This is a genomic window from Mesorhizobium sp. WSM4828 (assembly GCF_055811175.1).
On sequence record NZ_JBVVQK010000029.1, the window covers coordinates 45521 to 70865 of the forward strand.

General features: G+C 62.1%; 28 protein-coding genes. 10 read left to right on the forward strand and 18 right to left on the reverse strand.

The window, feature by feature from the left end; translation table 11 throughout:
- Positions 1-5 precede the first annotated feature (5 nt).
- The 3 genes from AC0L2X_RS26305 to AC0L2X_RS26315 all read right to left on the reverse strand — a co-directional run bounded on the left by AC0L2X_RS26305 (position 6) and on the right by AC0L2X_RS26315 (position 2167).
- Positions 6-473, reverse strand: a complete 468-nt coding sequence (locus tag AC0L2X_RS26305; RefSeq protein ID WP_473600625.1) for a tripartite tricarboxylate transporter TctB family protein — start codon at positions 471-473, stop codon at positions 6-8.
- Positions 474-551: 78 nt separating this feature from the next.
- Entirely contained in the window at positions 552-1529 is a 978-nt protein-coding gene (locus tag AC0L2X_RS26310; RefSeq protein ID WP_473600626.1) for a tripartite tricarboxylate transporter substrate-binding protein, read from the reverse strand.
- Between the two features lie 182 nt (positions 1530-1711).
- The gene (locus tag AC0L2X_RS26315; protein ID WP_473600627.1) at positions 1712-2167 is read right to left on the reverse strand and encodes a DUF2214 family protein; all 456 of its coding nucleotides are present in this window, start codon (positions 2165-2167) and stop codon (positions 1712-1714) included.
- Positions 2168-2394: 227 nt separating this feature from the next.
- Between AC0L2X_RS26315 and AC0L2X_RS26320 the strand changes: the two genes are divergently transcribed.
- From AC0L2X_RS26320 to AC0L2X_RS26345, 6 genes are all read left to right on the forward strand, one after another.
- Positions 2395-2934 carry a GNAT family N-acetyltransferase gene (locus tag AC0L2X_RS26320; RefSeq protein ID WP_473600628.1) on the forward strand — a complete coding sequence of 180 codons (540 nt, stop codon included), beginning with the start codon at positions 2395-2397 and terminating at the stop codon, positions 2932-2934.
- A 207-nt stretch (positions 2935-3141) separates the two neighbouring features.
- Positions 3142-4119 (forward strand): Bug family tripartite tricarboxylate transporter substrate binding protein, encoded by a 978-nt coding sequence (locus AC0L2X_RS26325; protein ID WP_473600629.1) that lies wholly within the window; start codon positions 3142-3144, stop codon positions 4117-4119.
- 154 nt (positions 4120-4273) lie between these two features.
- Positions 4274-4807, forward strand: a complete 534-nt coding sequence (locus AC0L2X_RS26330) for a tripartite tricarboxylate transporter TctB family protein (protein WP_473600630.1) — start codon at positions 4274-4276, stop codon at positions 4805-4807.
- A gap of 4 nt (positions 4808-4811) precedes the next feature.
- On the forward strand, positions 4812-6335 hold the full coding sequence (locus AC0L2X_RS26335) for a tripartite tricarboxylate transporter permease (RefSeq protein ID WP_023675290.1): 1524 nt from the start codon (positions 4812-4814) through the stop codon (positions 6333-6335).
- Between the two features lie 15 nt (positions 6336-6350).
- A complete protein-coding gene (locus AC0L2X_RS26340) occupies positions 6351-7535 on the forward strand; it encodes a CaiB/BaiF CoA transferase family protein (protein ID WP_473600631.1) in 1185 nt (394 codons plus the stop codon).
- Positions 7532-8383, forward strand: coding sequence for a citryl-CoA lyase (locus AC0L2X_RS26345; RefSeq protein ID WP_473600632.1), 852 nt, complete (start codon positions 7532-7534; stop codon positions 8381-8383). The genes AC0L2X_RS26340 and AC0L2X_RS26345 overlap by 4 nt, the downstream gene beginning before the upstream one ends.
- Before the next feature lie 75 nt (positions 8384-8458).
- On the opposite strand, the gene AC0L2X_RS26350 is transcribed toward AC0L2X_RS26345, so the two are convergent.
- The 13 genes from AC0L2X_RS26350 to AC0L2X_RS26410 form a co-directional block, all read right to left on the reverse strand.
- Complete coding sequence (locus AC0L2X_RS26350; protein ID WP_473600634.1) at positions 8459-8968, reverse strand: NUDIX hydrolase; 510 nt, start codon at positions 8966-8968, stop codon at positions 8459-8461.
- Positions 8969-9098: 130 nt separating this feature from the next.
- Entirely contained in the window at positions 9099-9404 is a 306-nt protein-coding gene (locus AC0L2X_RS26355) for a hypothetical protein (RefSeq protein ID WP_473600635.1), read from the reverse strand.
- Between the two features lie 121 nt (positions 9405-9525).
- The gene (locus tag AC0L2X_RS26360) at positions 9526-10218 is read right to left on the reverse strand and encodes a response regulator transcription factor (RefSeq protein WP_473600636.1); all 693 of its coding nucleotides are present in this window, start codon (positions 10216-10218) and stop codon (positions 9526-9528) included.
- Positions 10215-12956: a DUF4118 domain-containing protein gene (locus AC0L2X_RS26365; protein WP_473600637.1), complete on the reverse strand. Its 2742-nt coding sequence runs from the start codon at positions 12954-12956 to the stop codon at positions 10215-10217. Before AC0L2X_RS26365 ends, AC0L2X_RS26360 begins: the two co-directional genes overlap by 4 nt.
- A 52-nt stretch (positions 12957-13008) precedes the next feature.
- Positions 13009-13578 (reverse strand): potassium-transporting ATPase subunit KdpC, encoded by a 570-nt coding sequence (kdpC, locus tag AC0L2X_RS26370; RefSeq protein WP_473600638.1) that lies wholly within the window; start codon positions 13576-13578, stop codon positions 13009-13011.
- A 12-nt stretch (positions 13579-13590) separates the two neighbouring features.
- Positions 13591-15684: a potassium-transporting ATPase subunit KdpB gene (gene kdpB / locus AC0L2X_RS26375; protein ID WP_473600639.1), complete on the reverse strand. Its 2094-nt coding sequence runs from the start codon at positions 15682-15684 to the stop codon at positions 13591-13593.
- Positions 15685-15912: 228 nt separating this feature from the next.
- A complete protein-coding gene (gene kdpA / locus AC0L2X_RS26380; RefSeq protein ID WP_473600640.1) occupies positions 15913-17616 on the reverse strand; it encodes a potassium-transporting ATPase subunit KdpA in 1704 nt (567 codons plus the stop codon).
- Between the two features lie 25 nt (positions 17617-17641).
- Positions 17642-17785, reverse strand: a complete 144-nt coding sequence (locus AC0L2X_RS26385; RefSeq protein WP_352489107.1) for a K(+)-transporting ATPase subunit F — start codon at positions 17783-17785, stop codon at positions 17642-17644.
- A gap of 280 nt (positions 17786-18065) precedes the next feature.
- Entirely contained in the window at positions 18066-19547 is a 1482-nt protein-coding gene (locus AC0L2X_RS26390) for a hypothetical protein (RefSeq protein WP_473600641.1), read from the reverse strand.
- A 114-nt stretch (positions 19548-19661) separates the two neighbouring features.
- Positions 19662-19844 (reverse strand): hypothetical protein, encoded by a 183-nt coding sequence (locus AC0L2X_RS26395; RefSeq protein WP_254816845.1) that lies wholly within the window; start codon positions 19842-19844, stop codon positions 19662-19664.
- Positions 19844-20032, reverse strand: a complete 189-nt coding sequence (locus tag AC0L2X_RS26400) for a DUF3606 domain-containing protein (RefSeq protein ID WP_473558660.1) — start codon at positions 20030-20032, stop codon at positions 19844-19846. Before AC0L2X_RS26400 ends, AC0L2X_RS26395 begins: the two co-directional genes overlap by 1 nt.
- 232 nt (positions 20033-20264) lie before the next feature.
- Positions 20265-20495 (reverse strand): hypothetical protein, encoded by a 231-nt coding sequence (locus AC0L2X_RS26405; protein WP_473558658.1) that lies wholly within the window; start codon positions 20493-20495, stop codon positions 20265-20267.
- Positions 20496-20898: 403 nt separating this feature from the next.
- A complete protein-coding gene (locus tag AC0L2X_RS26410) occupies positions 20899-21333 on the reverse strand; it encodes a DUF3597 domain-containing protein (protein WP_023675304.1) in 435 nt (144 codons plus the stop codon).
- A 321-nt stretch (positions 21334-21654) separates the two neighbouring features.
- Here AC0L2X_RS26410 and AC0L2X_RS26415 point away from each other — a divergent pair, with 321 nt between their 5' ends.
- The 4 genes from AC0L2X_RS26415 (at position 21655) to AC0L2X_RS26430 (ending at position 24223) form a co-directional block, all read left to right on the forward strand.
- A complete protein-coding gene (locus AC0L2X_RS26415) occupies positions 21655-22080 on the forward strand; it encodes a cupin domain-containing protein (RefSeq protein WP_473600642.1) in 426 nt (141 codons plus the stop codon).
- Positions 22081-22200: 120 nt separating this feature from the next.
- Positions 22201-22809 carry a YdeI/OmpD-associated family protein gene (locus AC0L2X_RS26420; protein ID WP_352488671.1) on the forward strand — a complete coding sequence of 203 codons (609 nt, stop codon included), beginning with the start codon at positions 22201-22203 and terminating at the stop codon, positions 22807-22809.
- Between the two features lie 461 nt (positions 22810-23270).
- A complete protein-coding gene (locus tag AC0L2X_RS26425) occupies positions 23271-23543 on the forward strand; it encodes a hypothetical protein (RefSeq protein ID WP_352448287.1) in 273 nt (90 codons plus the stop codon).
- A 272-nt stretch (positions 23544-23815) separates the two neighbouring features.
- Positions 23816-24223 carry a hypothetical protein gene (locus AC0L2X_RS26430; protein ID WP_352465920.1) on the forward strand — a complete coding sequence of 136 codons (408 nt, stop codon included), beginning with the start codon at positions 23816-23818 and terminating at the stop codon, positions 24221-24223.
- A 348-nt stretch (positions 24224-24571) separates the two neighbouring features.
- On the opposite strand, the gene AC0L2X_RS26435 is transcribed toward AC0L2X_RS26430, so the two are convergent.
- Both AC0L2X_RS26435 and AC0L2X_RS26440 read right to left on the reverse strand, forming a co-directional pair.
- Positions 24572-24763 (reverse strand): hypothetical protein, encoded by a 192-nt coding sequence (locus tag AC0L2X_RS26435; RefSeq protein ID WP_254816854.1) that lies wholly within the window; start codon positions 24761-24763, stop codon positions 24572-24574.
- 3 nt (positions 24764-24766) lie between these two features.
- Positions 24767-24976, reverse strand: coding sequence for a hypothetical protein (locus AC0L2X_RS26440; RefSeq protein WP_254816855.1), 210 nt, complete (start codon positions 24974-24976; stop codon positions 24767-24769).
- Positions 24977-25345: the final 369 nt, after the last annotated feature.

Below are 25345 nucleotides of genomic sequence, written 5' to 3' on the forward strand. Positions count from 1 at the left end.
TCTCCTCACAACGACAGTGGCAACCACGGGCCGAAACGCCGGAACGGCAGGCCGAGTGCGTAGCTGAAGACGACAAATGCGAACAGCGTCAGGCCGGCCGACAGCACGAGTGCAGTCAGCGGCTTCATACGGCCGCTGGCGAAAGATGCGATCAGCGACGTCAGGAAGATCGAGGGGATGAAGCCGAGGCCGCGCACCGTCAGGCCGAAGAAGATCGGAGCAGGCAGGATGAACAGCATGCCGCGCCACGCAATATAACCGATCGGCTCGCTCTCGAAACGCACCGCTTGGACGAGGATGGCGGCGCCAAGCAGGATCAGCACGATCGCCAGCACCAGCGGGAAATAGCCCGGGCCCATGCGAAAGGCGGTGCCGATTTCGAGGCCCAGCGACTGCAGCGCGAAAAAGGCGCCAATAAAGATCAACAGCGCGGCGCATATGCCGTTGGTTCTGTCGATTGCGAAAGGTTTCATGGCGTCCTTCTGGCCCGCCTCACGGGCGTGCCGATGCCGGTGTAAAAACGGGGCGCTGGCGGCGCCCCGTTAAAACCTTTAGTCGGCGTACTGGCCGGCCGCTTCGATGATCGGCTTCCAGCGCGCGATCTCACTTTCCAGCTTGGCCTTGAGCGCGGCCGGCGTGGCATCGGCCTCGGGCGATGGCTTGGTGCCGAGTTCGGCAAATCGGGCGACGACGTTCTGGTCCTTCAGCGCCACCTGCAGAGATTTCGACAGGCGTTCGGTGATCTCGGCCGGCGTGCCCTTGGGTGCATAGATGCCGTGCCAGATGCCGACCTGCACCTGGGGAAGGCCGGCTTCTATCGTCGTCGGCACGTCCGGCAGCACGTCTAGCCGTTGCGGCGAGGTTACGGCATAGGCCTTGATCGTGCCGCCCTGGATCTGCTTGGTGGTATTGGTCGTCTGGTCGCACATGATATCGACCTGGCCGCCGAGAAGATCGGTCATGGCCGGGCCGGTGCCCTTGTAGGGCACGGTGACCAGCGGCGTGCCGATGGCGCTCATGAACAGCATGCCGCACAGATGCGAGGCCGCGCCTATCCCGGCATTGGCGACGGTGACGGTGTCCTTGTTGGCCTTGGCGTAGTCGACCAGCCCCTTCAGATCGGTCGGCTCGAGGTCCTTGCGGGCGACAATGGTCATTGGCACCTCGGTGACGAGGCCGACATATTCGAACGCGTTCAGCGTGTCGTAGGCGAGATTCCTATATAGCGTCGCACTGGTCGCCATGCCGATGTGATGGAGGAGCAGCGTGTAGCCGTCAGGCTCGGCATTTGCGACGCGGCCGGCGCCCAGTGTGCCGCCGGCGCCGCCGACATTCTCGACGATGACCTGCTGGCCGAGGTCCTTCGACATGCCTTCCGCGACAAGACGCGTGACGGTGTCAGTAGGGCCGCCCGCCGAAAACGGCACGACAATGGTGATAGTGCGTTCGGGGTAGGTCTGCGCGCCAGCGGCCGACGGGTAAAGCATGGCGGCCGCAGCGACAGCCAGCGCGGCGATGAATTTTCGCATCGTGTTTCCTCCCAGGATATGATTGCCAACCGCTGCGCGGGTTCCTCTAAAACCGACTGTAGATGGAGCAATAACTAGCGCAACCCGACAAATGACAATCGGGCCCAAACGGCAAACTCCACGTTTCTCTGCGCAAATGAGTGGGAAGATTGGGCCGTCCGATGCCCTTTCTCCAACCTATTCTAGTAGCCATAGCCGCGCGCCATCGCCGCCGCGAACACCGGGATCAACAGAAAGATCGATGCCTCGGTGCGGACATAGATGCGAACAGACGCCAGCTCCGCCGCAGGCACCTGGAAGCCGGGACTGACGCTCGCCTGCCTGTTCCAGGACAGGAAACGGATGGTCGGGATAATCGACAACAGGCCGACAATGGCGAACGCGGCCATCTTTGCCCAGAACATCCAATTGTAGACGTAGAATTCCCAGCCTTTCAGACCATAGACGACGCGGCCGATGCCAACGACGATGATCAGCATGGCAATGATACCGTAGTGGCGGTCGATGCCGACGAGCCGCTTCAGCGTCGCGGCGGACAAGTCGCTGCGGATCAGGACGAATTCGGCGCCGATGACGCCTGCCAGCGAAAACACCAGCAGATGATGGAAGATGGCAAGCACAAGGTCGGTGGTGTCCATGCTGTTTTCCCTCTGTCGGACGGCAGCGCCGAAACCCAACGCGCCTGAACCAATACTGCAGAAAAACTAACACCGCCTGGCAGGATTCACATCAGCCTGGAAGATGATCTACACAGCCTTGGCTCTTGTTTTTCGTAACGGATTTGGATTTCCCCTCTCGTGCGTGTCGCTGTCCCCACTTTTGGAAGACCTGCATTAGGCACCGGCAACACAACCGAGACATGACCATGGCCAGTCCGCATACAATTGTCGCTCCAGTGATTGAAACCTCGCGCACGGTCCTGCGGCCGCACCGGCTTGACGATTTCGACGCCTATGTCGCTATGTGGGCCGATCCCGTCGTCATCCGCTTTATCGGCGGCAAGCCGCGCACGCGGGAGGAAAGCTGGATGCGCTTCCTGCGCCATGCCGGCCTGTGGTCGCTTCTGGGCTACGGCTTCTGGGCGATCGAGGAAAAGGCGACCGGCCGCTTCATCGGCGAGGCCGGCTTTCACGATCTGAAACGCGACATGACGCCGTCGATCGAGGGCATTCCGGAGACCGGCTGGGCTCTGGTTTCGGGCGCGCATGGCCACGGGTTGGCCAGCGAAGTCGTCGCACGGGTGCTTGCCTGGGGCGATGAGGCGTTTGCAGCTGCGAAGACCGTCTGCATCATCGATCCGGAAAACACCGGATCGCTGAACGTCGCGGCAAAATGCGGTTATGGCGAAGTGCTGCGAACCGTCTACCAAGGCAAGCCGACCATCCTGCTGGAGCGGCAACCCTGACGGATGCTGTTTGGCACTGCCTGTCACGTCGTCGTCGGGCATCGAGTTCGCCTGCCTGAAAATCGCACAGGCCGATTGTGCCGCATGCGGAGTGTTCTGTCTTTGACAGGAAGACGCAAACTCTGCATGAATTTTATCGAGCGGGTCTGAAGTCAGGCCACGTTTCTGGCAGGCACCGGAGGAGGTGTCGCGATTTGGAGGAATCCCATGCTGAACAGACGCCGATTCTTGATGAGCACCGCGGCAGCAGGTGCTGCCGGACTCGCAGCATCGCATTTTGTCCCCGCCTTCGCGCAGGACGCGCCGCAGCTGCAGATTTTCGTGCCGGCGGCGCCGGGCGGCGGCTGGGACCAGACGGCGCGCGCCATGGACCAGGTGCTGCGCAGCGAAAAACTGATCTCCGGCTCGCAGATCACCAATGTCGGCGGTGCAGGCGGCACTGTCGGCCTGCCGCAGTTCGTCAACCAGTGGAAAGGCAAGGGCAATGCGCTGATGGTGGCCGGCATGGTCATGGTTGGCGCCATCATCGCCAACAAGGCGGCCAACAACCTTACCGAAGTCACGCCGATCGCCCGCCTCACCGGCGAGTTCGAGGCGCTTGTGGTGCCGGCCGCCTCGCCGTTCAAGACGGCCGCGGACTTTGTCGCTGCCCTCAAGGCTGACCCGACGCAGGTTCCGGTCGCTGGCGGTTCGGCCGGCGGCTCGGACCACATCTTGTTCGGCCTCATCGCCAAGACCGTCGGTGTTCCGGCTACCAATCTCTCCTATGTGCCGTTTGCCGGCGGCGGCGAGGCGCTTTCGGCGCTGCTCGGCAACCAGGTCGCGGCCGGCATCTCCGGCTATGGCGAGTTCGCCGAACAGATCAAGGCGGGTGCGCTGCGGCTGCTGGCCATCTCCGCCGACAAACGCCAGGAGGGGATCGATGCGCCGACGATGAAGGAAGCCGGCATCGATGTCGAGTTGTTCAATTGGCGCGGCGTCTTCGCACCGCCCGGCGTCTCGGACGCTGACAAGGCAGCAATGATCAAGCTGATCGAGACCATGGCCAAGAGCGACGCCTGGGCCACCGAATGCAAGAACCGCAACTGGACGCAGATCCTGCTTACCGGTGACGATTATGCGAAATTCGTCGCCGAAGACACGGCCCGCATCGGGACGATCCTCAAGGACCTCGGCCTGGCGTGATGCTCTCGGCAAGGGGCGGCCTGCGCCAACCCTTGCCGACTTCCGCCAGCCGCATGGACATAAGCTCCGCCGGAGGTGAAACTACGCCGAGATCGGCGAGTGAGACCGGTCCAAGGAGAACCGGCCCCAAGGGACCGACATTGGGAGGACGATGATGAGCACCAGCGACCAGCAGGCGCCGCCGCGCCTTGCAGTGCCCGAACTGCTGATCGGCGTCGGGCTCCTCGCCTGTGCGGGTGCGGTTGCCTGGCAGACGCTGGCAATCCCGGTGTCGCCGCTCTATTCCAAGGTCGGTCCGACCGTCTTTCCCTACATCACCATGACCGGGATGGTGATCCTGTCGCTGCTGCTCATCATTGCCGCCTTGCGGGGCGGCTGGCAGCCGGACGACGAAAAGGAGACGCCGACCGACTGGAAGGCGATGGGCATCGTCGCCCTCGGACTGATCGCCAATCTGGCGCTGATCCAGCCGCTCGGCTTTACCGCCGCATCTGTCATCATGTTCGTTCTTATCTGCCACGGTTTCGGCAGCCGGCGTCCGCTGCGTGATGTGCTGCTGGGGCTGATCCTGGCGCTGGCCGCCTATTTCGGCTTCGCCAGAGCGCTCGGCGTCAATATCGGCGCCGGCTTCATCGAAAACCAGCTGAACGCGATCGTCGATTCGGTCGTCGCCATGCTGAGGGGCTGACGCCATGGAAACGCTCGGCCATCTCGCGCACGGATTTTCCGTCGCCTTCTCACCGATCAACCTCATATGGTGCCTGGTCGGCACCACTCTGGGGACTGCGATCGGCGTGCTGCCCGGCCTCGGGCCGGCACTGACCATCGCGCTGCTGTTGCCGATCACCTATCAGGTGGCGCCAGAGGCATCCTTCATCCTGTTTGCCGGCATCTACTACGGCGCCATGTATGGCGGCTCGACGACATCGATCCTGCTCAACACGCCTGGCGAAAGCGCCACCATCGTCACCGCGCTGGAAGGCAACAGGATGGCCCGCTCCGGCCGTGGCGGTGCGGCCCTGGCGACCTCGGCGATCGGCTCCTTCGTCGCCGGCACGCTGGGCACGATCGGCGTTGCCTTCCTGGCGCCCATCGTCGTCAAATTCGCGCTGGCTTTCGGTCCGGCCGAATATTTCTCGTTGATGGTGCTGGCCTTCATCACGGTTTCGGCGGTGCTCGGCTCGTCGTCGGTGCGCGGCCTGACCAGCCTGTTCGTCGGCTTCGTCGTCGGCATGATAGGCGTCGATCTGCAGACGGGGCAGCCGCGCTTCACCTTCGGCATGAGCGAATTGTTGGACGGCGTCGACGTCATCGTCGTCGCGGTTGGCCTGTTCGCCGTTGGCGAGACGCTTTACATGGCCTCGCGCCGCTATGCCGGCAAGGACGACATCGTGCCGTTGAAAGGGTCGCTCTACATGACCGCGGCCGAATGGTCGCGTTCGTGGAGGCCATGGCTGCGCGGCGCCCTGATCGGCTTCCCGATCGGCGCCATGCCGGCCGGCGGCGCCGAAATCCCGACCTTCCTGTCCTATGCGATCGAGAAGAAACTCTCCAGACACAAGGAGGAGTTCGGCACGGTCGGCGCCATCGAGGGCGTTGCCGGGCCGGAAGCGGCCAATAATGCATCCGCCGCCGGCGTGCTGGTGCCGATGCTGACGCTCGGGCTGCCGACCTCGGCGACGGCCGCGATCATGCTGTCGGCATTTCAGAGCTACGGCATCAATCCGGGGCCGCTGCTTTTGACAACGCAGGCCGACCTGGTGTGGGGGCTGATCGCCAGCCTGTTCATCGCCAATGTCATCCTCGTCGTCCTCAACCTGCCGCTGATCGGGCTTTGGGTGCGATTGCTGAAGATCCCGGCGCCGCAGCTCTATGCCGGCATCCTGGTGTTCGCCACGGTCGGCACCTACGGCATCTCGCAATCGCCGATCGACCTCGTCATCCTTTATCTGCTCGGTGCCGCCGGTTTCCTAATGCGGCGTTTCGATTTCCCGACCGCGCCGGTCATCATCGGCATGATTCTCGGGCCGCTTGCCGAAACGCAGTTCCGCCGCGCGATGACCATCTCCAACGGCGATTGGACGGTGTTCTACAAGCATCCATTATCGCTGACGCTGCTGACGCTGGCCTTCATCGGGCTGGTCGGACCGCATATCTGGGCCTACATCGAGCACAGGCGCATGCGTGGACCGGAGCACGTGCCGGGCGATGCCTGAGCTGTTCGTGACGTCATGACAGACCTGCTTTCCGGCATCCGCATCCTTGACCTGACAAATGTGCTGGCCGGCCCCTATTGCGCCTACCAGCTGGCGTTGCTCGGCGCCGACGTCATCAAGGTCGAAACGCCGCAAGGCGGCGACCTGGCGCGCCAGCTCGGTGCCTCTCCGGAGCTCAACCGGGCGGGCATGGGCGCTTCGTTCCTGGCGCAGAATGCCGGCAAACGCTCGGTGGCGCTCGATCTCAAGCAGGAGGCCGACCGCGAACGCTTCCTCGATCTGGTCGCTTCGGCCGACGCGCTGGTCGAGAATTTCCGCCCGGGCGTAATGGACCGGCTGGGGCTTGGCCATGCCAGGCTGAAAGAGGTCCGGCCAAGCCTTGTCTATTGTGCGATAACAGGCTTCGGCCAGACCGGGTCGATGCGCGACAATCCAGCCTACGACCAGATCATCCAGGGTCTTTCCGGCATTATGAGCATCACCGGTACACCGGAGACGGCGCCGCTGCGTGTCGGCTATCCCGCCGCCGATACGCTTGGCGGGCTGGTCGGGGCGTTCGCCATTACCGCCGCGCTGGTCAGGCAGAAGACGACAGGCGAGGGCGCGTTCCTCGACGTCTCGATGCTCGAATGCACGCTTTCTGCGCTCGGCTGGCCGGTGTCGAATTATCTGACGGCGGATATCGAGCCGCAGCCGATGGGCAACGAAAACATGACGGCCGCACCGTCTGGCGCGTTTCGCACCGGCGACGGCTTGCTCAACATCGCCGCCAACAAGCAGGAGCAGTTCGTCGCGCTGTGCCGATTGATCGGCCGGCCGGAGCTGGCCTCGGATGTCCGCTTTGCCGAGCGTGAAACGCGCAAGCAGAACCGCATTGCATTGAAATCGCTGATCGAGGATGCCCTGGCGAACGGCTCTGCCGCCGCCTGGGAGGAGACGTTCAATCGCGCCGGCGTGCCGGCAGGCCGGGTGCTGACAATCCCGCAGGTCCTGCAAGAGCAACAGGTGATCGAGCGCGGCATGACGGCGCGCTTCCAGGCTGTGTCCGGGATGGACAGGCCGCTCACCGTGGTGCGCGGCGGCTTCATGGTCGATGGCGAGGCACCTTTGCCGAGCAGGCCGCCGCCGGGGCTGGGCGAGCATATGGACGAGGTCTTTGCCGGCCTGCCGCCACGCGCCAAGAAAAGAGCGAAGGCATGAGCGACACGGAAAACAAGACTGGCCGTGCGCGCGGCGAGGAATGGTGGCAGACCGGCATCATCGAGATGCGCCCCGGCGTCATCCGGCTGCGCGGCTATGAAATCCAGGATCTGATCGGCCGCGTCAGCTTTCCGGCAATGATCTGGCTGATGCTGCGCGGCGAACTGCCGAGCGAGGAGCAGGCGGCGCTGCTTGGCATCGCGCTGGGTGCTGCCGTCGACCATGGGCCGCAGGCGCCGTCGATCGCCATCGCCCGCATGGCGATAACCTGCGGCGTCGGCATCAACAGCGCCATGGCCTCTGCCATCAACGTGCTTGGCGATGTGCATGGCGGCGCCGGCGAACAGGCGCTTTCCTTCTACGGCGACATCGCCGCCCAGCTGGACGCCGGCGTGCCGCTCGCGGAGGCCGTGTCACTGCGGGTTGATCATTTCCTTGCTGGGGAAGACGGTTATGTGCCGGGGCTCGGCCATCGCTTCCACCCGGTCGACCCGCGGGCGCCCCGCCTCATCGAGCTGACCCGCGACTTTGCCGCGCGCGGCGTCGTCAGCGGGCGCTTCGCCGACATCGCCGAGAGGGTCGAGGCCGAGGTTGCGCGGCGCAAGCGCAAAAAAATCCCGCTCAATATCGATGGTGCCACGGCCGTCATCTACGGCGAGCTCGGCTTCCCGCCGCCTTTGACGCGAGGCCTTTTCGTGCTGTCGCGCTCGGTCGGCATCCTCGCCCATGCATGGGAACAGTCGCAGGAAAGCGACCGCAACAAGGGGCCGCTGCCGCGCGAATGGCTGTGGGCCTATACCGGTACGCCGGTGCGACCTCTGCCCGAGGAAGACGATGGCAATCAGTGAGGCATCGGTTCAAGAGACGGCGGCGGGCGCTGGAACCAATTCCATCCCGACACAGCCGGGGCGGGCCTCCATCTTCTATTGAGCGGGATCTTTTCCGAACGCCGGACTCTGCTTTTTGGGATTATGCTCCACCTCGGGAATCCCGATGTTCCTCACCAGCGTCGAAAGATCCGGCTCGTCGATCAGCAACGCCGCGTCGGTCGGCGTCAGCCATGCCCGCTGCCGTCTCTCGGCTTCCTGCCAATTGGCAAGTTCCTCGGTTACCTCAAGCAAATAGACGACGACATCGACGCGAACGAAGCGGTTCGTCAGCCGCTTCCAGTAGTGATAGGTGCCGGCCGGCTGTTTCAGTGTCTTGCCGAGAACACCGGCTTCTTCCTGTGCTTCGATGGTGGCTGCCTTGCGGCCGCTCTTGCCCTTCATCGGCCAGCCCTTCGGTACGATGAAGCGCCTCGTCGTTCGCGATGTGACCAGCATCACCTCGACATCGCCATGCTCGTTCAGCCGAAAGGGAATCGCCGCAACCTGGCGAACCCCGTCGCCCTTCCTTGCCTTGCGTACGACCTTCTTCTTGCTGGCTGCCATTCGATAATCCAGTCGAGGCGGTGCCCAGACGGCAAGGGCAGCGTTGCAAAGTCGCCCGCTTTCAATGGGGCGCAAGCGGAGCGGTTTCCCCAGTATATAAGTCGGCTAAATAAATGAAAGGGACCGGTCGTCAGCGACAAGTGCTGACAAAGCCGCTCCCCGACGGCAGCAACTGGCAAGTTGGCCTCATCTGCGGCACCTCCTGCCGTTGCGGTATTGGGATTTGGCGATCCTGGGCACGGTACTGCTGTTGCTGCTGCTGGTATTGCTGCCGCCGCAGCCTGTTCTCCAACATCTGCAACTGGTCTTGCTGGATCAACACGTTGCGGTCGGCCGGACTGACGACCTGTGCCGATGCAGCAGGATTTACGCCCGACAGCATCGCCGCAGTCAGCATTGCCGACCCAAAAGACTGCAATAGGCGAAGCCGTGGCATTCGATCATTCCCGCACAAAACCAATCTTCCCTCAATATAGGGCTTTTGTCCGACGACGCCATGGCCGCCGCTGATTTGAAGCGGATTGGGAGAGGCATTGCGGCTTCGGATGCTCGTCGCGTCAATCGACTTCGCGCAGCCGGTATCCGACGCCGGTCTCGGTCGTGATATAGCGGGGCTGGTCGGGCGTTTTTTCGATCTTTTGCCTGATCTGCCGGACGTAGACCCTGAGATATTGAACGTCGGTGGAATCGCCCCAGACCTGCTTCAGCAGGAACTGGTGGGTGAGAACCTTGCCGGCGTGCTGCACCAAGGTGCGAAGAATGTCGTATTCCTTCGGCGAGAGCTTTATCTCCCTGTCCTCGACCTTGACGATGCGCTTCACCAGATCGACGGAGAGGTCGCCGGTTTGGAACACCGGTCTCTCACCCTGCTTCTGGAACTTGTGGCGAAGCGCTACGCGGATGCGTGCCACAAGCTCGTTCATACCGAACGGCTTGGTGATATAATCGTCGGCGCCGAGTTCGAGGGCCGAGACGATGCCGGCCTCGTCGGTGCGGCTGGACAGGATGACCACGGGAATATCGAGGCCGTCGTCGCGCCATTTGCGCAGCAAATCATGACCGCTCATGCCGGGCAGGCCGAGATCGAGCAGGATCAGGTCCGGTTTTTCCGCCGCCATAAATTCGATCGCCACGTTGGCGTTCGGCGCCTCGCTGATCGCATAGCCCTGGCTGCCGAGCCCGACGCGAAGCAGTTTTCGGATCGGCGGTTCGTCGTCGACCACCAATATCCTGACGTCCAGGCTCGTCATGCCAGATCGTCCATATTCTGATGGCCTGCATCGGGTTCGCCGAGGTTGGGCAGCTCTGCCGGCACCACCTGCATCCTGATGGTGAAAACCGCACCCGAGCGGTCGGTTCTGTTTGCCGCCGAGATGGTGCCGCCCATCGCTTCGATGAAGCCGCGGCAGATCGATAAGCCGAGCCCTGTGCCGGCACGCACCTGGTCGCCCTTGCGCACACGGTAGAAAGTGTCGAAAACGCGCTCTAGATCCGCTGGCGGAATGCCTGGTCCCTCATCCATGATCTGCAGGATGACGAATCCATTGTCTAGCCAGCCCTGCAAGCGGATCGTCGAACCTGGCGGCGCGTATTTTGCAGCGTTGTCGAGGAGGTTGAACAGCACCTGTTCGAACAGAACGGGGTCGACCCGCAACATCGGCAGATCCGATGGAATATCGATCTCGGTCTTGTGCTCGCCGACGATTTTGCGGGCCCGATGCAGAGCTGAGCCGACAATGTCGCCGAGATAGTGAAACGCATAATTCGGCTGCATCGTGCCGGATTCGATTTTGGTCATGTCGAGCAGGTTGGCGATGAAGCGGTTCAGCCTTTCCGATTCATCAAGCACGGTCGACAGCAGTTCCGCCCGGTCCTGCTCGGGAAGTGCGGCCTCGAAGTGCCTGAGTGTTCCGGCCGCGCCCATGATGGCGGCAAGCGGCGTTTTTAAATCGTGGGAAATGGAAGTGAGCAAGGCCGAGCGCAGACGATCTGCCTCGGCCGCAAGCTGGGCCCGGTCAACATCGGCAACGAGCTGGATGCGCTCGATGGCGACCGCCGCCTGGTCGGCGAGCGCATCGAGCAGACGCTGCTGCTCGGGTGTTAGCAGCGGACCTTGCTTGTCGTTGTCGAGACCGACAACGCCCACTGCCGTGCGTCCGGTCCGCAAGGGCAGATAGAGGCGTTTTGCTCCGGGCAGGGTGTCGGCGCCGCGCCCGGCGGCGCGGTTATGCTCCCACGCCCAGCGGGCTGCTGCGATATCGGCCTCGGCCAGCGTGTCGTCGGGCGGGTAGCCGGCTTTGACCGCGATTGTGCCGTCCTCAGGCAAAAGCAGCACCACGCGCAGCTTCAGCATCAAGGCGATCTGGAAGGCAGTGGCCCATAGCACGTCGTCCAAGGTGCCGGCGCCGGCGAGCTTCTTTGAAAACTGATAGATGTCTTCCGTGGCGCGCGCCCGTGAGCTGGCGGCGATCGCTTGACGCTGCACCCGCGCCGTCAGATTGCTGGCGATAACGGCGACAACAAGGAACACGGCAAGCGCAACGATGCTCTCCGGCTCCCTGATCGTCAGTGTGTAGCGCGGCTCTAGGAAAAAGTAATTGAATGCAAGGGCGCTGACGACACAGGCGTACAAGGCTGGCCAGAGCCCGCCCGTTACAGCCGATGTGAGCACCGCCAGTAGAAAGACAATGGCCAGATTGCGAACGTCGAGAAACTGGTCGAGAACAGTGCTGAAGGCGAGGGAGCCCATGACATAGGCTGTGGCTAGCAGGTAGGGCCTAACCTGAAACTGCTTCTGCTCGGTTGCCGCGCTGACATTTTTCGAGGGTGCGTCGGTGCCCTTGTCGGTTCCCGAAATTACATGGACGCTGATGTTGCCGGCGTCGCGGATGAGATCATAGGTGAGCGAGCCTTCGATCAATTCGCGCCAGCGCGATCGGGTCGGCCTGCCGATCACGATATGGGTGAAGTTGTTCGCCGTCGCGTGGCGAACGATGTCTTGCGCGACGTTCTGACCCGGAATGGTCGTCACCTCGGCACCGAGCTGCTCGGCAAGGCGCAGTTGCGTCGCCAGCCGATCCTTGTCCTCCTCGGGCATGGCAGCTGAACGAGGGGTATCGACATGAAGCGCCGTCCAGGGGGCGCGGAGCCGGTCGGCCAACCTCCGCGCATAGCGTACACGGGCCGCCCCGCCCGGACGCGCATCGACGCAGACGAGTACCCTTTCCCCCGCCGCCCACGGTCCCGGAATGGCGTGGGCCTGCATATGGTTGAGCAACTGCTCGTCGACACGCTGGGCGGTGCGGCGCAGCGCCAGTTCCCTAAGCGCCGTCAGGTTACCCGGCGAGAAGTAGTTCTCGATGGCGCGCTGGGCGGTGCTGGGGATGTAGACCTTGCCTTCCTCAAGCCGCTTGATCAGGTCGTCGGGGGTGAGGTCGACGATCTCGATGTCGTCGGCCTGGTCGATTATGGAGTCGGGGACAGTTTCCCGCACCCTGACGCGGGTGATCTGCGCCACGACATCGTTCAGGCTCTCGACGTGCTGGATGTTGAGAGTCGTGTAGACATCGATGCCGTGCGTCAGGATTTCCTGGACGTCGAGGTAGCGCTTGGGATGACGGCTGCCTGGCGCGTTGGTATGGGCGAGTTCGTCGACCAGTACCAGCGCCGGGCGCCGGGCGAGGATGGCGTCGAGGTCCATCTCCTCGAGGACCCGCCCCTTGTAGTCGATCTCAAGACGAGGAATGACCTCGTAGCCCTCGACCAGCGTCTGGGTTTCCTTGCGGCCGTGCGTCTCGACGATGCCGATCACCACGTCGACCCCGTCGGCCAGCCTGGCGCGGCCCGACATCAGCATCTCGTAGGTCTTGCCGACACCGGGGGCGGCGCCGAGAAATATCCTCAGGCGACCGCGCTCCTCCCGCTCGGCATGCGCGAGCAGCGCGTCGGGAGACGGCCTGGTTTCGGCGGTGCGGCTGTCGTCTGGCATAAGGGTCAATCATGAACGGCGCCGGCTTCGGTGTCGATCCCGGCGCCGCCTTTCATTGTTTCATCGCATCGTCCAGTGCAAGGTTGAGGGCCAGCACATTGACCACCGGCTCGCCGATGAAGCCCAACTCGCGGTCCTCGACTTGGCTGTCGACAACCGATTTGATCCTGGATTCATCGACGCCCCTGGCCTTGGCCACCCTGGCAACCTGAAAATAGGCCGCATCGGGGCTGATATGCGGATCGAGCCCGCTGCCGGACGTGGTGACCAGATCCATCGGCACCGGCTGGTTCGGGTTTTCTGCTCTCAACTGTTCGGCGTCGCTCTTGATGCGGTCGATGAGCTTCGGGTTGGTTGGGCCGAGATTCGAGCCGCCCGAGGCGGCGGCGTTGTAGCCGTCGCCGGCGGCCGACGGGCGGCCATGGAAATAATGGTCGCTGGCGAAAGCCTGGCCGATCAGTTCGGAACCGACGAGCTTGCCGTCCTTCTCGATCAGGCTGCCATTGGCCTGGCGCGAAAACAGCGCCTGGGCAATGCCGGTCATGCCGATCGGATAGACCAAACCCGTCAGAACGGTGAAGAAGACGATCATGACGATCGCGGGCCTGATTTGATTGAGCATCGACGTGGTTCCTTATGCGAGACCGAGAGCAGTGATGGCCATGTCGATCACCTTGATGCCGACGAAGGGGACGACGACGCCGCCGAGGCCATAGACAATGAGATTGCGGCTGAGCAGGGCACCGGCGCCGACCGCGCGGTATTTGACGCCCCTCAGCGACAGCGGGATCAGCGCAATGATGATCAGCGCGTTGAAGATGATGGCCGAGAGGATAGCGCTCTGCGGCGTCGCCAGATGCATGACGTTGAGCGCTTGCAGTGGCCCGGCAGTCTGGCCCGGGGCGATGTAGAAGATGGCGAATATTGCCGGGATAATGGCAAAATACTTGGCCACGTCGTTGGCGATGGAGAAGGTGGTCAGCGACCCACGCGTCATCAGCAGCGCCTTGCCGATTTCGACGACCTCGATCAGCTTGGTCGGATCGCTGTCGAGGTCGACCATGTTGCCGGCCTCGCGCGCCGCAACCGTGCCGGTGTTCATGGCAACGCCGACGTCGGCCTGGGCAAGGGCCGGCGCATCGTTGGTGCCGTCGCCGCACATCGCGACCAGCTTGCCCTTGGCCTGTTCGTCGCGGATCAGCTTCAGCTTGTCCTCGGGCGTCGCCTGGGCAAGGAAGTCGTCGACGCCGGCTTCCGCCGCTATCGCCGCCGCGGTCATCGGATTATCGCCGGTTATCATCACCGTGCGGATCCCCATGCGGCGCAATTCGGCAAAGCGTTCTGCGATGCCGCCCTTGACGATGTCCTTCAGGTGGACGACGCCGAGCAGGCGCCCGTCGCGCTCGACGGCCAGTGGGGTGCCGCCGGATTTGGCGATCTCGTCGGCGATCCCCTGGAGGTCGCGGATGGTGTCGCTGCCGGGACGCGTACTGCCTGTGGCAACGGTCGAGAGGTTGACGTGGGCAAGCACCGCATCGACTGCGCCCTTGCGGACCGAGGAGCCTTCCAGATCGACGCCGCTCATGCGGGTTTGCGCGGTGAAGGGCACGAACGTCGCGTGCAGGCTTGCCATGTCGCGGGCGCGGATGGCGTATTTTTCCTTCGCCAGGACGACGATCGAGCGGCCTTCCGGCGTTTCGTCGGCAAGCGAGGCAAGCTGAGCCGCGTCGGCCAGTTCCTGTTCGGTGACGCCCTTGACCGGACGAAATGCCGTCGCCTGGCGGTTGCCCAGCGTGATGGTTCCGGTCTTGTCGAGCAGCAGCGTGTCGACATCGCCGGCCGCCTCGACAGCGCGGCCCGACATGGCGAGCACGTTGAAGCGCACCAGGCGGTCCATGCCGGCAATGCCGATCGCCGACAGCAGGGCGCCAATTGTGGTCGGAATCAGGGTAACGAACAGGGCTACCAGCACCGTCACCGAGATATAGCCGCCCGAATACGAGGCGAAGCTCGGGATCGTCGCCGTCGCCAGCACGAAGATCAGCGTCATGCCGACGAGCAGGATGTTGAGCGCGATCTCGTTGGGTGTCTTCTGGCGCTCGGCGCCCTCGACCAAGGAGATCATGCGGTCGAGGAACGTATGGCCGGCAGCCGCAGTGATGCGCACGCGGATCCAGTCGGACAAGACCTGCGTGCCGCCGGTCACCGCCGAACGATCGCCTCCGGATTCGCGGATGACCGGTGCGGATTCGCCGGTGATGGCCGCCTCGTTGACCGATGCTACGCCTTCGACCACCTCGCCGTCCGAGGGGATGATGTCGCCGGCTTCGACAAGCACGATGTCGCCGACCTTCAGGCTGGTGCCGGGCACCAGTTTGAACTTGCGGCGGTCGCCGCCGTTCAACAGCTTGGCCTGCGTCTCGGTGCGCGCCCGACGCAGCGAGTCAGCTTGCGCCTTGCCGCGGCCTTCGGCCACCGCTTCGGCGAAATTGGCGAAGAGCACGGTGAACCACAGCCAGATGATGATCTGCAGCGTGAAGCCAAGATCGCCGCCGCTGGTAATGAGGTCCTTGACGAACAGCACGGTGGTTAGCGCCGAGACGACGGCGACGACGAACATCACCGGGTTCCGCATCAAGGTGCGCGGGTTCAGTTTTCTGAAGGAACCGCCGATAGCGGGCCACAGAATGCGGGTATCCATGATGCTCACGGATTTCGACGGGCTCATTTGGTGGCTCCAGTGTCGATGTTGTTGACCGGTCGATCGTGTGCCGAACGAAGGTGCGGCGGCCCGTAAGCCAGCAGCCAGATCATGATCAAGGCTGCCGCAATAGCGAGGAATGTGGACAGCGTCGGGAAAGGAGGGGGCGTCTCGTCCCTCCCGTCATCCGGCCTTCCGTCATCGGGTTGATGACGGTGGTGCCGACGTATGAGGTTGAACCAAGGCATGGCCGTTTCAGAATGTCTGACCGTGAATCATCGCCAGGTGCTCGACGATCGGTCCGACCGCCAGGGCCGGGAAGAAGGTCAGGCCACCGACGATCAGGATGACACCGACCAGCAGCCCGACGAACAGCGGACCGTCGGTCGGGAAGGTACCAGCGGAGGCTGGGACGGTCTTCTTCGCAACCAGCGAGCCAGCAATCGCCAACGCCGGAATGATGACCAGGAAGCGGCCCATCAGCATGCCGATGCCGAGCGTTATGTTGTACCAGGGCGTGTTTCCGCTGAGACCGCCAAAGGCGGAGCCATTGTTCGCCGCGGCCGAGGTGTAGGCATAGAGAACTTCGGAGAAGCCGTGTGGACCGGCATTGGCGATGGAAGCAACGCCGGTCGGCAGCACCACCGCGATAGCGGTGAAGATCAGCATTACCAGCGGCAGGCAGAGCACGGCCAGCATCGCCATCTTGACCTCCTTGGCCTCGATCTTCTTGCCGAGATATTCGGGCGTACGTCCGACCATCAGCCCGGCGACAAAGACGGCGATGACGATGAACATCAGGATACCGTAGAAGCCGGCGCCGACGCCGCCGACAATAACCTCGCCGAGCTGCATGTTGATAATCGGGATCATGCCGCCAAGTGCGGTGAAGCTGTCATGCATGGCATTGACCGCGCCGCAGGACGCGGCCGTGGTGATGACGGCAAACAGTGCCGACAGGGCGATGCCGAAACGGCTCTCCTTGCCCTCCATGTTGCCGCCATCGATGCCCAGCGCATGGACGAGCGGATTCCCAGCGGCTTCCGCCCAGTAGCAAACGGCAACGCCGGCGATGAACAGCACGCCCATCGCCGATAGAATTGCCCAGCCCTGGCGCTGGTTGCCGACCATGCGGCCGAAGACATTGGTCAACGCCGCGCCGAGGGCGAAGATCGTCACCATCTGGAGCAGGTTGGAGATCGCGTCGGGATTTTCGAAGGGATGCGCTCCATTGGCGTTGAAGAAGCCGCCGCCGTTGGTGCCAAGCATTTTGATAGCGATCTGCGAAGCGACAGGCCCGACTGCGATGGTCTGCTGCGCACCTTCGAGCGTCGTCGCGTTGACGTAGGCAGCGAGCGTTTGCGGCGTGCCAAGATAGACATAGACCAGCGTCAGGACGATGCAGAACGGCAAGAGCAGATAGAGCGTGCAGCGGGTCATATCGACCCAGAAATTGCCGATGGATTTGCCTGAGGCCCTGGCAAAGCCGCGGATCAGCGCGACCGCAATGGCGATGCCGGTCGCCGCCGACAGAAAGTTCTGCACGGTCAAGCCGGCCATCTGCACGAGGTAGGACATCGTGCTTTCGCCACCGTAGTTCTGCCAGTTGGTGTTGGTCATGAAGCTGGCGGCGGTGTTGAAGGCCAGCCCAGGTTCGACGGCGGTCATGCCGGCCGGATTGTAGGGCAGGCCGCCTTGCAGCCGTTGCATGAAATAGAGCACCAGGAAGCCGGCCAGGTTAAAGAACAGCAGGGCCGCCGCATAGGAGGTCCAGTGCTGCTCCTCGCGCTCGCTGGTCCCTGATATGCGGTAGAGCCCGCGCTCGAGCGGGGCCAGAATTGACGACAGGAATGTGCGCTCGCCGCTGAAAACGCGATGCATGTAGCCGCCGAGCGGCTTGGCCAGCAAAACGACGATCCCGCAATAGACGAGGATCTGCAGCCATCCGTTGATTGTCATGGGGTTGGCTCCTTGCCAGCGGAGATCAGAAGCGTTCCGGGCGAACGAGGGCGTATGTCAGGTAAGCGAGAAGAAACAAGGTCACGGCGCCACCGAGGATATAGTCGAATAGCATGTTACGATCCCCTAAAATTATAGCTTGTCGCAGGCTTTGATGTAGCCGAAGCATAGAGCAAAGAACGCAATTCCAGTCGCGATAACAACTATGTCCAACCGTGCATTTCCTTATATTTGTTTGTTCCGTAAACTTAGACAAAACTATCCAAGCCCGCGCGCCGCATCATATCGGCGGCCGGATACATCGCTCCGGCGAATATGGATCAAAGTGCCATAAAGGTTCGAGACGGGACGCCGAGCAAAGAAATTAAAATCCCATAAGGATTTCGCCGCCTCGGCGCTGGCCACAGCTTTAGGAGGGAGGTGCGCACCGGCGCGCGAAGCTGCCGGGATCAGTCCGCGCGGGTATAGATCACCGCGTAATCGTCCGTATAGGCCCGCTTCCAGCCCAGTTCGTCGAAGAACGGAATGCGGCTGTCGTCGGCGGTCAACAATGCCCAGTCTATCGCATATTTGTCGAGTTGGGCTTTCAGGATTGGCTTGCCCCGGCTGTGCCCCGTCTGCTCATCCGTTTCCGTAAAGCCATTCAGGAAGAGCTGATCCGCGCGGCCGTCGATAAACGTCTTGATGCCGTGGAAAATCAGTGTGCCGCCGAAATCGTAGGAGTTCAGCAGATTGCCCGACAGATTATGGGTTTGGGCGAAGGCCAGTGCGTCTCTCGCCGAGGTCTTCTGGCTCGGCGCGATCGGATAGGTCGTGAAGGCGGCAGCCGCCAAAACCGGCAAAACGGCAAGTCCAGCGCAAATCCTGGAAAATTGCCGTGCGAAAAATTGTTCAAGTCCGTCGCGCTTTTCCGCCGCCCATTTCTCGGCTGAAAGCGCTGGATATTGTTGCGCGACCTCGACGGCAAGGACCACCGGCACGAGAAGAAAGAACAGATACATGAACCGTATGTGGGTGAGATAGACGTGCAACGTAAAGACAAGGAACAGCGCCTTGGCCCAGCCAATGCGCAATCTCGACACGAGCAGCCCGAAAAATGCCACCAGAAGGGCCACCTCCTGGAGGGTATGCCGCGAGGCGTCGAATGGCTGCCACTCCGCAATGTAAGGCACCGCCTCATTGCCATAGGCCACGGTGAATGTGGCGAGTATGGCCTTGACGCCATAGGGATTGAGCAGGCTGACCAGCGGACAAAGCAGCCCGAAAGCGATCCATTTGGCCAGCAGCCGAGGGTTCGACAAGCGTATGCGCATGACGAGGTCGAGGCCGGCGAAGGCGGCGATGACGAAACCGAAGGTGAAGGTGGCATGGAGATTGGCCCACAGGCAAAGCAGCGCCAGCAGCCATAAGGGCGGCGCTTTCTCGTTGCGTGCGGCCTGGAAAAGACCGGCGGTCCAGACGACGATGATAGGCAAGGTAAAGATGTGCGGCCGGGCGACGTAGATCGGCCCGATCACCAGCGCGAGAACCAGCGTCACTCCTATCGCCAGCGTCGGCTTCAACCACGCGCTGAGATACCACGACGTCAAGAAGATCGTCAGCGCGATTACTGCAGTCGCCAGCAGCACCACGCCGTTCCAGCCGCCGGCTTCAAAGGCAATTGCAAGGAGAACCTGGCTAAGCCATTCCTTGGCAATCCATGGCTGGCCGGCAAAAGTGTAGGAATAGATGTCGACAGTGGGGAATGTGCGGCTTGCCAGCATATCCATGCCGACCTTGATGTGCCACCAGCTATCGGGATCCTGCAGGAGGGAGGTGGCAAAGGCGAGGAGCGCCGCCGCCATCACGACCGCCGCCAGCAGGCAAAACACCAGCCTCACATGCCGTATGTCGTCTATCGACGGCCTCGCCTCACCAGATATCCCGCGCATATGGCATCCCTGAGCCGCGATAGCGGAAGGGATAGGCCGAATTTGTTAGAAAACCGATAAGCCGCAAGATTGCGGCCACAACCCTGTGCCGCGCTTCCAACCGGCTTGGCGCGTTCAGCCCTCGGCCTTGAAGTTCTTGGCTTCCTTCTCGACCTTCGGGCTGTCCTTGCCGTGCTTGCGCATCAGATCCTTCGCCTGCTTCGGCGAAACGTCGGTGGTTTCGGCCAGACGCAGAGCCTCCTTTTCGTCCGGATCGCGCGTCTTGCGGTCGGCCATTGCGGTTTTCTTGTCGGCCATTACGACGCTCTTATGCTCTCGGCGATTTCGTTCAGCACCTTGCGGTCGGTGCCGTGGCGCTTGATCAGCGTGCGGGCCTGATCCGGGGTGATGCCCGCTTCCTCGGCGAGGTGACGTACCTCGTAGTCTTCGCCGCCCGCCACTCGTGAGCGGTCGCGACTGTCGGTCTTGGTTTTGTCGTCGGCCATGGCAGCTCTCCTCATCTCAACGAGAGCATAACGGGCAAGATTTCAGCGAGTTCCTTCGAGCGTGTCGCCCAATTACCGCCTTCGGGCATGACCCGGCATGAGCAGCGGTTTTGCTCAAAGCAAGGGCTTGGCGCCAGGCCGACCTTCACGCACAAACAGGCTGGCCTCTTTGGCGGCGCTGCCAACCGCCCGCCGCTAGTCCTGGGCGCAGCCTGGTATTCGTTCCGGATTGCTAATTGGAGCGATGGTCGAACACGACGCCCATGGTCCTACCAACGGCCGTCATGACGATAAGCCCGACCAGATCGTCGTCACTGTCGCCGCAGGCCGGGGCCGTCCTGCGAACGATGTCCAGCATCGCCCTCGTCGATATGGTGTCGCCGGCGCCGAACCGTGAAAGCGCAGATGAAACAAGCTCTTGGGCCGTCAAGTCGGCGACCGTCACCCGCTGCACCACGTTCATTGGCTTCCTCCCACCATGAACCCTCTACCGGGAGAATGATACGCCGAACGTCGCGTTTCGCCAGCGAAATGGTGGTCCTACCAGCGCGTGGGCAGCGACCGAAATCGTCGGTTTTGCGTGAGGCAACCCGGGCGCGAGGTGGCAGCGCTTTTGTGCCATGTTCACTTCGCCAAAGACCGATCCCGGCGGCCGGGATCGGTCTCAATTTTACTTGGCAGTCTGATTGCTTGGCAGTGTGGTCTGCTCGGTTGCGGCCGAAGCCAACGCGGCAAGAACCACGATGCGGGCAGGACCAGGACGGTTCGTCGTTCCACGGAAACGCCGAACCGGTCTGGCTTTTTTGTTTACACAATTCCGGACGGAAAACCGTCACACATTTCCCGGAATTCCTCGTCTTGTGACTCTAGGCGGCCAGGTCGCTCGGAAGCTTGCCGCCATTCTCGGCCAGCTTTTTCATCAGTGCGTCGTGCAGCCACAGATTCATCGTTACAGTGTCGTTCATGTCGCCGGTGTAGTTCAGCTCGTGCGCAAGCTCCTTGCGGGCGCCGAGGCTGCTGTCGATATTCAGAGCCTTCATCAGATCGACAATCGAATTCTTCCAGTTGAGCTTTTGCCCCTTCGCGGCCACCGCTTTGTCGAGAATGGCAGCGATGTCCGGGGCAGAGGACGGTGCGGCCGGCGCGGCCGGAGCCGGAGTTGCAGCCGGGGCGGATCGGGTAGGCGCCGTCGGCTGGGTGGCCGTGCTCGAAGCAGGCGCGGGAGACGGTTGCGCCGGTGGCGCTTCGGCCGCAACCGCGTTTCCAAAAATCGCACCTTTGATACTGTCGAAAATGCCCATTGCTACCTCCTGGGTTGGCCTGACGGTGTGTTGCCTTGACGGTCGGTGAGGCGACCGTTGCCGAATGCCGCATTGAGCGCCCTGGTTGTACCGGACCACGAACGCAACGCAGGGGCAACCCCAAACTGGCTAAAAGGTAAAGGCTTGGTTGCATTGGGGAATCGGCTCAGTGAGCCGGCCCGAGAGTAGAATAGGTTGGATCGCGGACCAACAAATCGTCACGCGCAATGGGCGAGGAAACGGTTGGCAGCCAGTTTTGCTGACGCAGACCAGAAAAATCATCTAGATTCGTGTTCGCAATTCGCTGAGAGGAACGAAGCCATGACAGCAGTCGTCGCATCCGACAGGCTCGAACGTTCGACGGTTTGGGCAGAGGACGACCCATCGGTCAAATGGGCCGGCGCCTTCGCGGCTTACGGCGGGCACGGCACCACCCAGTCCTCGGTCATTGTCTACGAGATCGAGCCCGGCAAGCGGCTCGGCTGGCACAGCGACGCCACAGAGGAGACGCAATACATCATCGCCGGCACCGGCGAGCTACATATGGAAGGCGGCACCACCCACCCGGTCGGGCCCGGCAGCGTCCTGGTACTTCCGACGCCGGTCCGGCACGACCTCGTCAACACCGGCACCGAAACCCTGCGCGCCGTCGCTTTCTTTGCGGCGGCGATGTTCACGCAGACATTCGACGACGTCATGCTGCCGCCGAAATCCCATGTCCTCGGCACGCCCAATCGTGCGGGCTGAATGCGTGCCGGTGAGAATCATCAGGCCTGCGGATTGCGGACTCGGAGCTGACATGAGCGCGCGCGCGACCGGCAAGCGGTTCGGCGTCGTGACGCGCTCGCGTCATGGGCGGACCGGCTGATGGCGCCCGTCAAGGTCGACCCCGCCAAGGTGCGCGAGTTCAGGGACGCCGAAAGCTTCCATGCCTGGCTTGGCGAGCATCACGACAGCGAGGACGAAGTCTGGATCAAGATCCATAAGCTCGATTCGGGACTGCCGTCGATTACGCCGAAGCAAGCCATCGACGTGGCGTTGTGCTGGGGCTGGATCGATGCGGTGCGAAAGGCGTTGGACGGCAAAAGCTACCTGCAGCGCTACACTCCGCGCGGCAAGAAGAGCACCTGGAGCCAGATCAATGTCGACAATGTCGCCCGGCTGATCGAGGAGGGCCGGATGACCGAGCACGGGCTGAAACAAGTCGAGGCAGCCAAGGCCGATGGCCGCTGGGCGCGCGCCTATAGGAGCGGCAAGGAGATGAAGATCCCCGACGATCTGCAAGCGGCAATAGACGCCGAGCCCAGGGCGAAAGAGATGCTGGCAAAGCTCAGCGGGCAAAACCGCTTCGCGCTCGCCTTCCGCACCCACAACATGAAGACCGAAGCGGGACGCAAGAAGAAGATCGCGGCTTTCGTGGAGATGCTGAAGCGCGGCGAGACGATCTATCCGCAACGAAATCGCGATTCTGGATGAACATTTGGCCGCGCTTGTCTCCGGCATCTCGTGCTTGTCCCTGTCGGCGAGCCCCGAATGCGGCCGGATCGCAGATCAGGCGCACCTTCGATCCTGGCGATGTCGCCGACGACTTGTTTTCGACGAGCGTCGCCCGGCACTTCGACACCAGCTCTCATTCGTTTAGTTGATGCAGGAAAAAAGTCCCGTCCTCACAGTCGACATAGTATATTAGCAGGCGCTGTTATGAGGTTTTTGCCCGTTCAGGAGCCGACTGGCACGTGGGCCGTGTTTGATGCGACCGTGGACGTGCCTGCGGATTTCGCTGGCAGTTGCCTTATCGGCTTGCCGCGGGAGCGGGCGGAGTGGCTCGCAGCAAGAGCCAATCGAGATGCTGCAAAAGCACTTCGATTTGCCGGTTGTCAGTTGCCTGGCCAGCACAGGCCGCGGTTCTTGGACTTAGACCGTTAGGAGAGATTTCGATGATGCACGAACAGGTAATGGAAGCTGCGTTGGCAGCCAGAAATCAGGAAGTGGATATTTGTGGAGTCTTCGACATCACCAACAAAACCGATGCGCCAATTGGCTCTCGCCGATTGGGCGAGGCTATCCACTTTGTCGCCAATGCACCTATCGTTGGCTATGATGTTCACGCCGCCGTCATCAGATATGGCCCACTCGGAACCCCCAGCCTCAGAGCAACAGACTGCGAACAGCTGTGGGAGAAGTTTGGCGAGGCCTTGCTGCAACACTGACGGGCAGACCTTTGGCGCGTGTAGCACCACGATCGTGCAGGACACTTCCTTTGTGAGAACGACATGGAAGCCTGGCGGGTAATGTTGCAATTAAATTAGCGTGAGTGCATATTTTTTGCCGGCTGGACTCGCAACCGGCCAGGCCCGGCGGCCGGCCGCCAACGGGCTGTCAGGCCGGTGAACAATTGGTTCCGCAGGCCCGACGGTCCTCTTGGCAAAGATCGCTGGAACCACAGCATGATGCGGCGGCAAAACGGGTTTGGGAGAATGACATGCCTAAGGTTTCGGAACTCTTTTTCAAGACAGCCATCGTCTTTCTAATTCTGGGAATTGCAGCTGGCCTGCAGATGGCAATTTCAGGCGATCACGGCGCGTTTCCGGCTCACGCGCACATCAACCTGCTGGGATGGGTCACCAGTGCAATATTCGGCGGCTATTATGCGCTGAACCCGGCGAAGGCGGCCCGCAGGAGCGCGATGATCCACTACGGCGTCTACAATCTCGGCCTGGTCGTGATGCTGCCGGCGCTTTACCTGATGCTGCAGGGAAATCCGGCGCTCGAGCCGATCGTCGCCACCGGCTCAATGATTGTCGCTGTCGCCGTGCTGATCTTTGCCTTCGTGGTTTTCTCCAGCGAAACAGAGCGCTCAGTCTCGGGAATACAAGCGGTCCCGCGCTAGACGGGGCGGCGATAGTGCCGAGTCGACCAAAGCCCGTGCTTCTGGTGAAGCGCGGGCCGATTGGTTGTAGGCTGATCTGAGGCAAGGGTGCGGCGAGATGAAAGCCGCTCAGTAGCCTTCGCGCGCCCCTCTGCCTGCCATGCTGCTTGTCGCGGCCTTCATTCTGGCGTTGTGCCTGCGTCCCTAGGAAGGTGAAAATATCGACACTTCTTGGATCTTCGCCGAAACGACTGCCTTGTGCTTTTGGGGCGCGACGCCCAGCGAGCGCAGGTGCGACGTTGATGCAGCCTTGTTGTTGGCGACGCAGCACGACGGGGTCATCGTCAAACGACGGTAGAGCGCGCGGACCTACTGTTGCGCGAGCCGGTCCCCGAGCGTGTTTGCTTCGGCCAATCTTGCCAGCGATTGTTCGACTTTCTGCGCCGAGGCGTCTGTGCGCTTGATGTGCCGTATCATTTGCTGCCTCAACAGCGCGAGCCTTGCGACGCGATATTCGTCGCCGTATCTCGCAGTTTCAAGGTGGAGGGTCGCGAGCATCATGGGTCAATTCTTCCGATCGATCTTCGTCATGCGTTCCCGGGCCTCAATCACGCGTTTTTGCTCAGACCGTATGCGGTCGCACAACGCGAGATTGACGGCGACACAGCCATCGTTCAACAACAGTTCATTCGCACGCTTCAGCGAGCGCTCGGCCCGTTTAACGCGCAGCCTGGCATTGGCCAGTTCGAAGCTAAAAATATCAATCATCATCATACCGCTTCGTTTGCGGTCCCTTCGATTGTTAACCGGCGTCGATCCCATTTGTTCCGACTGCACGCGGCGCAGCGCCAGGAAGGAGCTTGTCTTTCGCCCGTGCTGGGCCGTGCGCGATGGCGGGGCATGCTAGGTGGGCGGGCTGGTGCAAGGCGAAGGTGTGAAGGCCTGGCCCGTAATCACGTTCTGTTCACTCTGGCTAATGTAAGCTGGCCGCCTAGAATTCGCCGCGAAGGTGTTTGACGCGGAGCTTCACACCAGGCTTGACCCAATGCGCCGCGAGCACAGCCATGTGGTCACCGTGGCTCGAGTGTCAGCAGATGTGGTAAGGGTGAGTGTCGGCGAGTAGCAGAGGTCCAGCAACAATGA

Excerpts from the sequence above, each read along its gene's own strand:
- AC0L2X_RS26415 (WP_473600642.1), top strand. The coding sequence starts at position 21,655 with ATGACAGCAGTCGTCGCATCCGACAGGCTCGAACGTTCGACGGTTTGG.
- AC0L2X_RS26330 (WP_473600630.1), top strand. The coding sequence starts at position 4,274 with ATGAGCACCAGCGACCAGCAGGCGCCGCCGCGCCTTGCAGTGCCCGAA.
- AC0L2X_RS26385 (WP_352489107.1), bottom strand. The coding sequence starts at position 17,785 with ATGCTTCGGCTACATCAAAGCCTGCGACAAGCTATAATTTTAGGGGAT.
- AC0L2X_RS26405 (WP_473558658.1), bottom strand. The coding sequence starts at position 20,495 with ATGAACGTGGTGCAGCGGGTGACGGTCGCCGACTTGACGGCCCAAGAG.
- kdpA (WP_473600640.1), bottom strand. The coding sequence starts at position 17,616 with ATGACAATCAACGGATGGCTGCAGATCCTCGTCTATTGCGGGATCGTC.
- AC0L2X_RS26390 (WP_473600641.1), bottom strand. The coding sequence starts at position 19,547 with ATGCGCGGGATATCTGGTGAGGCGAGGCCGTCGATAGACGACATACGG.
- kdpB (WP_473600639.1), bottom strand. The coding sequence starts at position 15,684 with ATGAGCCCGTCGAAATCCGTGAGCATCATGGATACCCGCATTCTGTGG.
- AC0L2X_RS26395 (WP_254816845.1), bottom strand. The coding sequence starts at position 19,844 with ATGGCCGACAAGAAAACCGCAATGGCCGACCGCAAGACGCGCGATCCG.
- AC0L2X_RS26440 (WP_254816855.1), bottom strand. The coding sequence starts at position 24,976 with ATGATGATGATTGATATTTTTAGCTTCGAACTGGCCAATGCCAGGCTG.
- AC0L2X_RS26350 (WP_473600634.1), bottom strand. The coding sequence starts at position 8,968 with ATGGCAGCCAGCAAGAAGAAGGTCGTACGCAAGGCAAGGAAGGGCGAC.
- AC0L2X_RS26435 (WP_254816854.1), bottom strand. The coding sequence starts at position 24,763 with ATGATGCTCGCGACCCTCCACCTTGAAACTGCGAGATACGGCGACGAA.
- AC0L2X_RS26315 (WP_473600627.1), bottom strand. The coding sequence starts at position 2,167 with ATGGACACCACCGACCTTGTGCTTGCCATCTTCCATCATCTGCTGGTG.
- AC0L2X_RS26355 (WP_473600635.1), bottom strand. The coding sequence starts at position 9,404 with ATGCCACGGCTTCGCCTATTGCAGTCTTTTGGGTCGGCAATGCTGACT.
- AC0L2X_RS26305 (WP_473600625.1), bottom strand. The coding sequence starts at position 473 with ATGAAACCTTTCGCAATCGACAGAACCAACGGCATATGCGCCGCGCTG.
- AC0L2X_RS26335 (WP_023675290.1), top strand. The coding sequence starts at position 4,812 with ATGGAAACGCTCGGCCATCTCGCGCACGGATTTTCCGTCGCCTTCTCA.
- AC0L2X_RS26365 (WP_473600637.1), bottom strand. The coding sequence starts at position 12,956 with ATGCCAGACGACAGCCGCACCGCCGAAACCAGGCCGTCTCCCGACGCG.
- AC0L2X_RS26425 (WP_352448287.1), top strand. The coding sequence starts at position 23,271 with ATGATGCACGAACAGGTAATGGAAGCTGCGTTGGCAGCCAGAAATCAG.
- AC0L2X_RS26410 (WP_023675304.1), bottom strand. The coding sequence starts at position 21,333 with ATGGGCATTTTCGACAGTATCAAAGGTGCGATTTTTGGAAACGCGGTT.
- kdpC (WP_473600638.1), bottom strand. The coding sequence starts at position 13,578 with ATGCTCAATCAAATCAGGCCCGCGATCGTCATGATCGTCTTCTTCACC.
- AC0L2X_RS26360 (WP_473600636.1), bottom strand. The coding sequence starts at position 10,218 with ATGACGAGCCTGGACGTCAGGATATTGGTGGTCGACGACGAACCGCCG.
- AC0L2X_RS26310 (WP_473600626.1), bottom strand. The coding sequence starts at position 1,529 with ATGCGAAAATTCATCGCCGCGCTGGCTGTCGCTGCGGCCGCCATGCTT.
- AC0L2X_RS26345 (WP_473600632.1), top strand. The coding sequence starts at position 7,532 with ATGAGCGACACGGAAAACAAGACTGGCCGTGCGCGCGGCGAGGAATGG.
- AC0L2X_RS26400 (WP_473558660.1), bottom strand. The coding sequence starts at position 20,032 with ATGGCCGACGACAAAACCAAGACCGACAGTCGCGACCGCTCACGAGTG.
- AC0L2X_RS26340 (WP_473600631.1), top strand. The coding sequence starts at position 6,351 with ATGACAGACCTGCTTTCCGGCATCCGCATCCTTGACCTGACAAATGTG.
- AC0L2X_RS26420 (WP_352488671.1), top strand. The coding sequence starts at position 22,201 with ATGGCGCCCGTCAAGGTCGACCCCGCCAAGGTGCGCGAGTTCAGGGAC.
- AC0L2X_RS26325 (WP_473600629.1), top strand. The coding sequence starts at position 3,142 with ATGCTGAACAGACGCCGATTCTTGATGAGCACCGCGGCAGCAGGTGCT.
- AC0L2X_RS26320 (WP_473600628.1), top strand. The coding sequence starts at position 2,395 with ATGGCCAGTCCGCATACAATTGTCGCTCCAGTGATTGAAACCTCGCGC.
- AC0L2X_RS26430 (WP_352465920.1), top strand. The coding sequence starts at position 23,816 with ATGCCTAAGGTTTCGGAACTCTTTTTCAAGACAGCCATCGTCTTTCTA.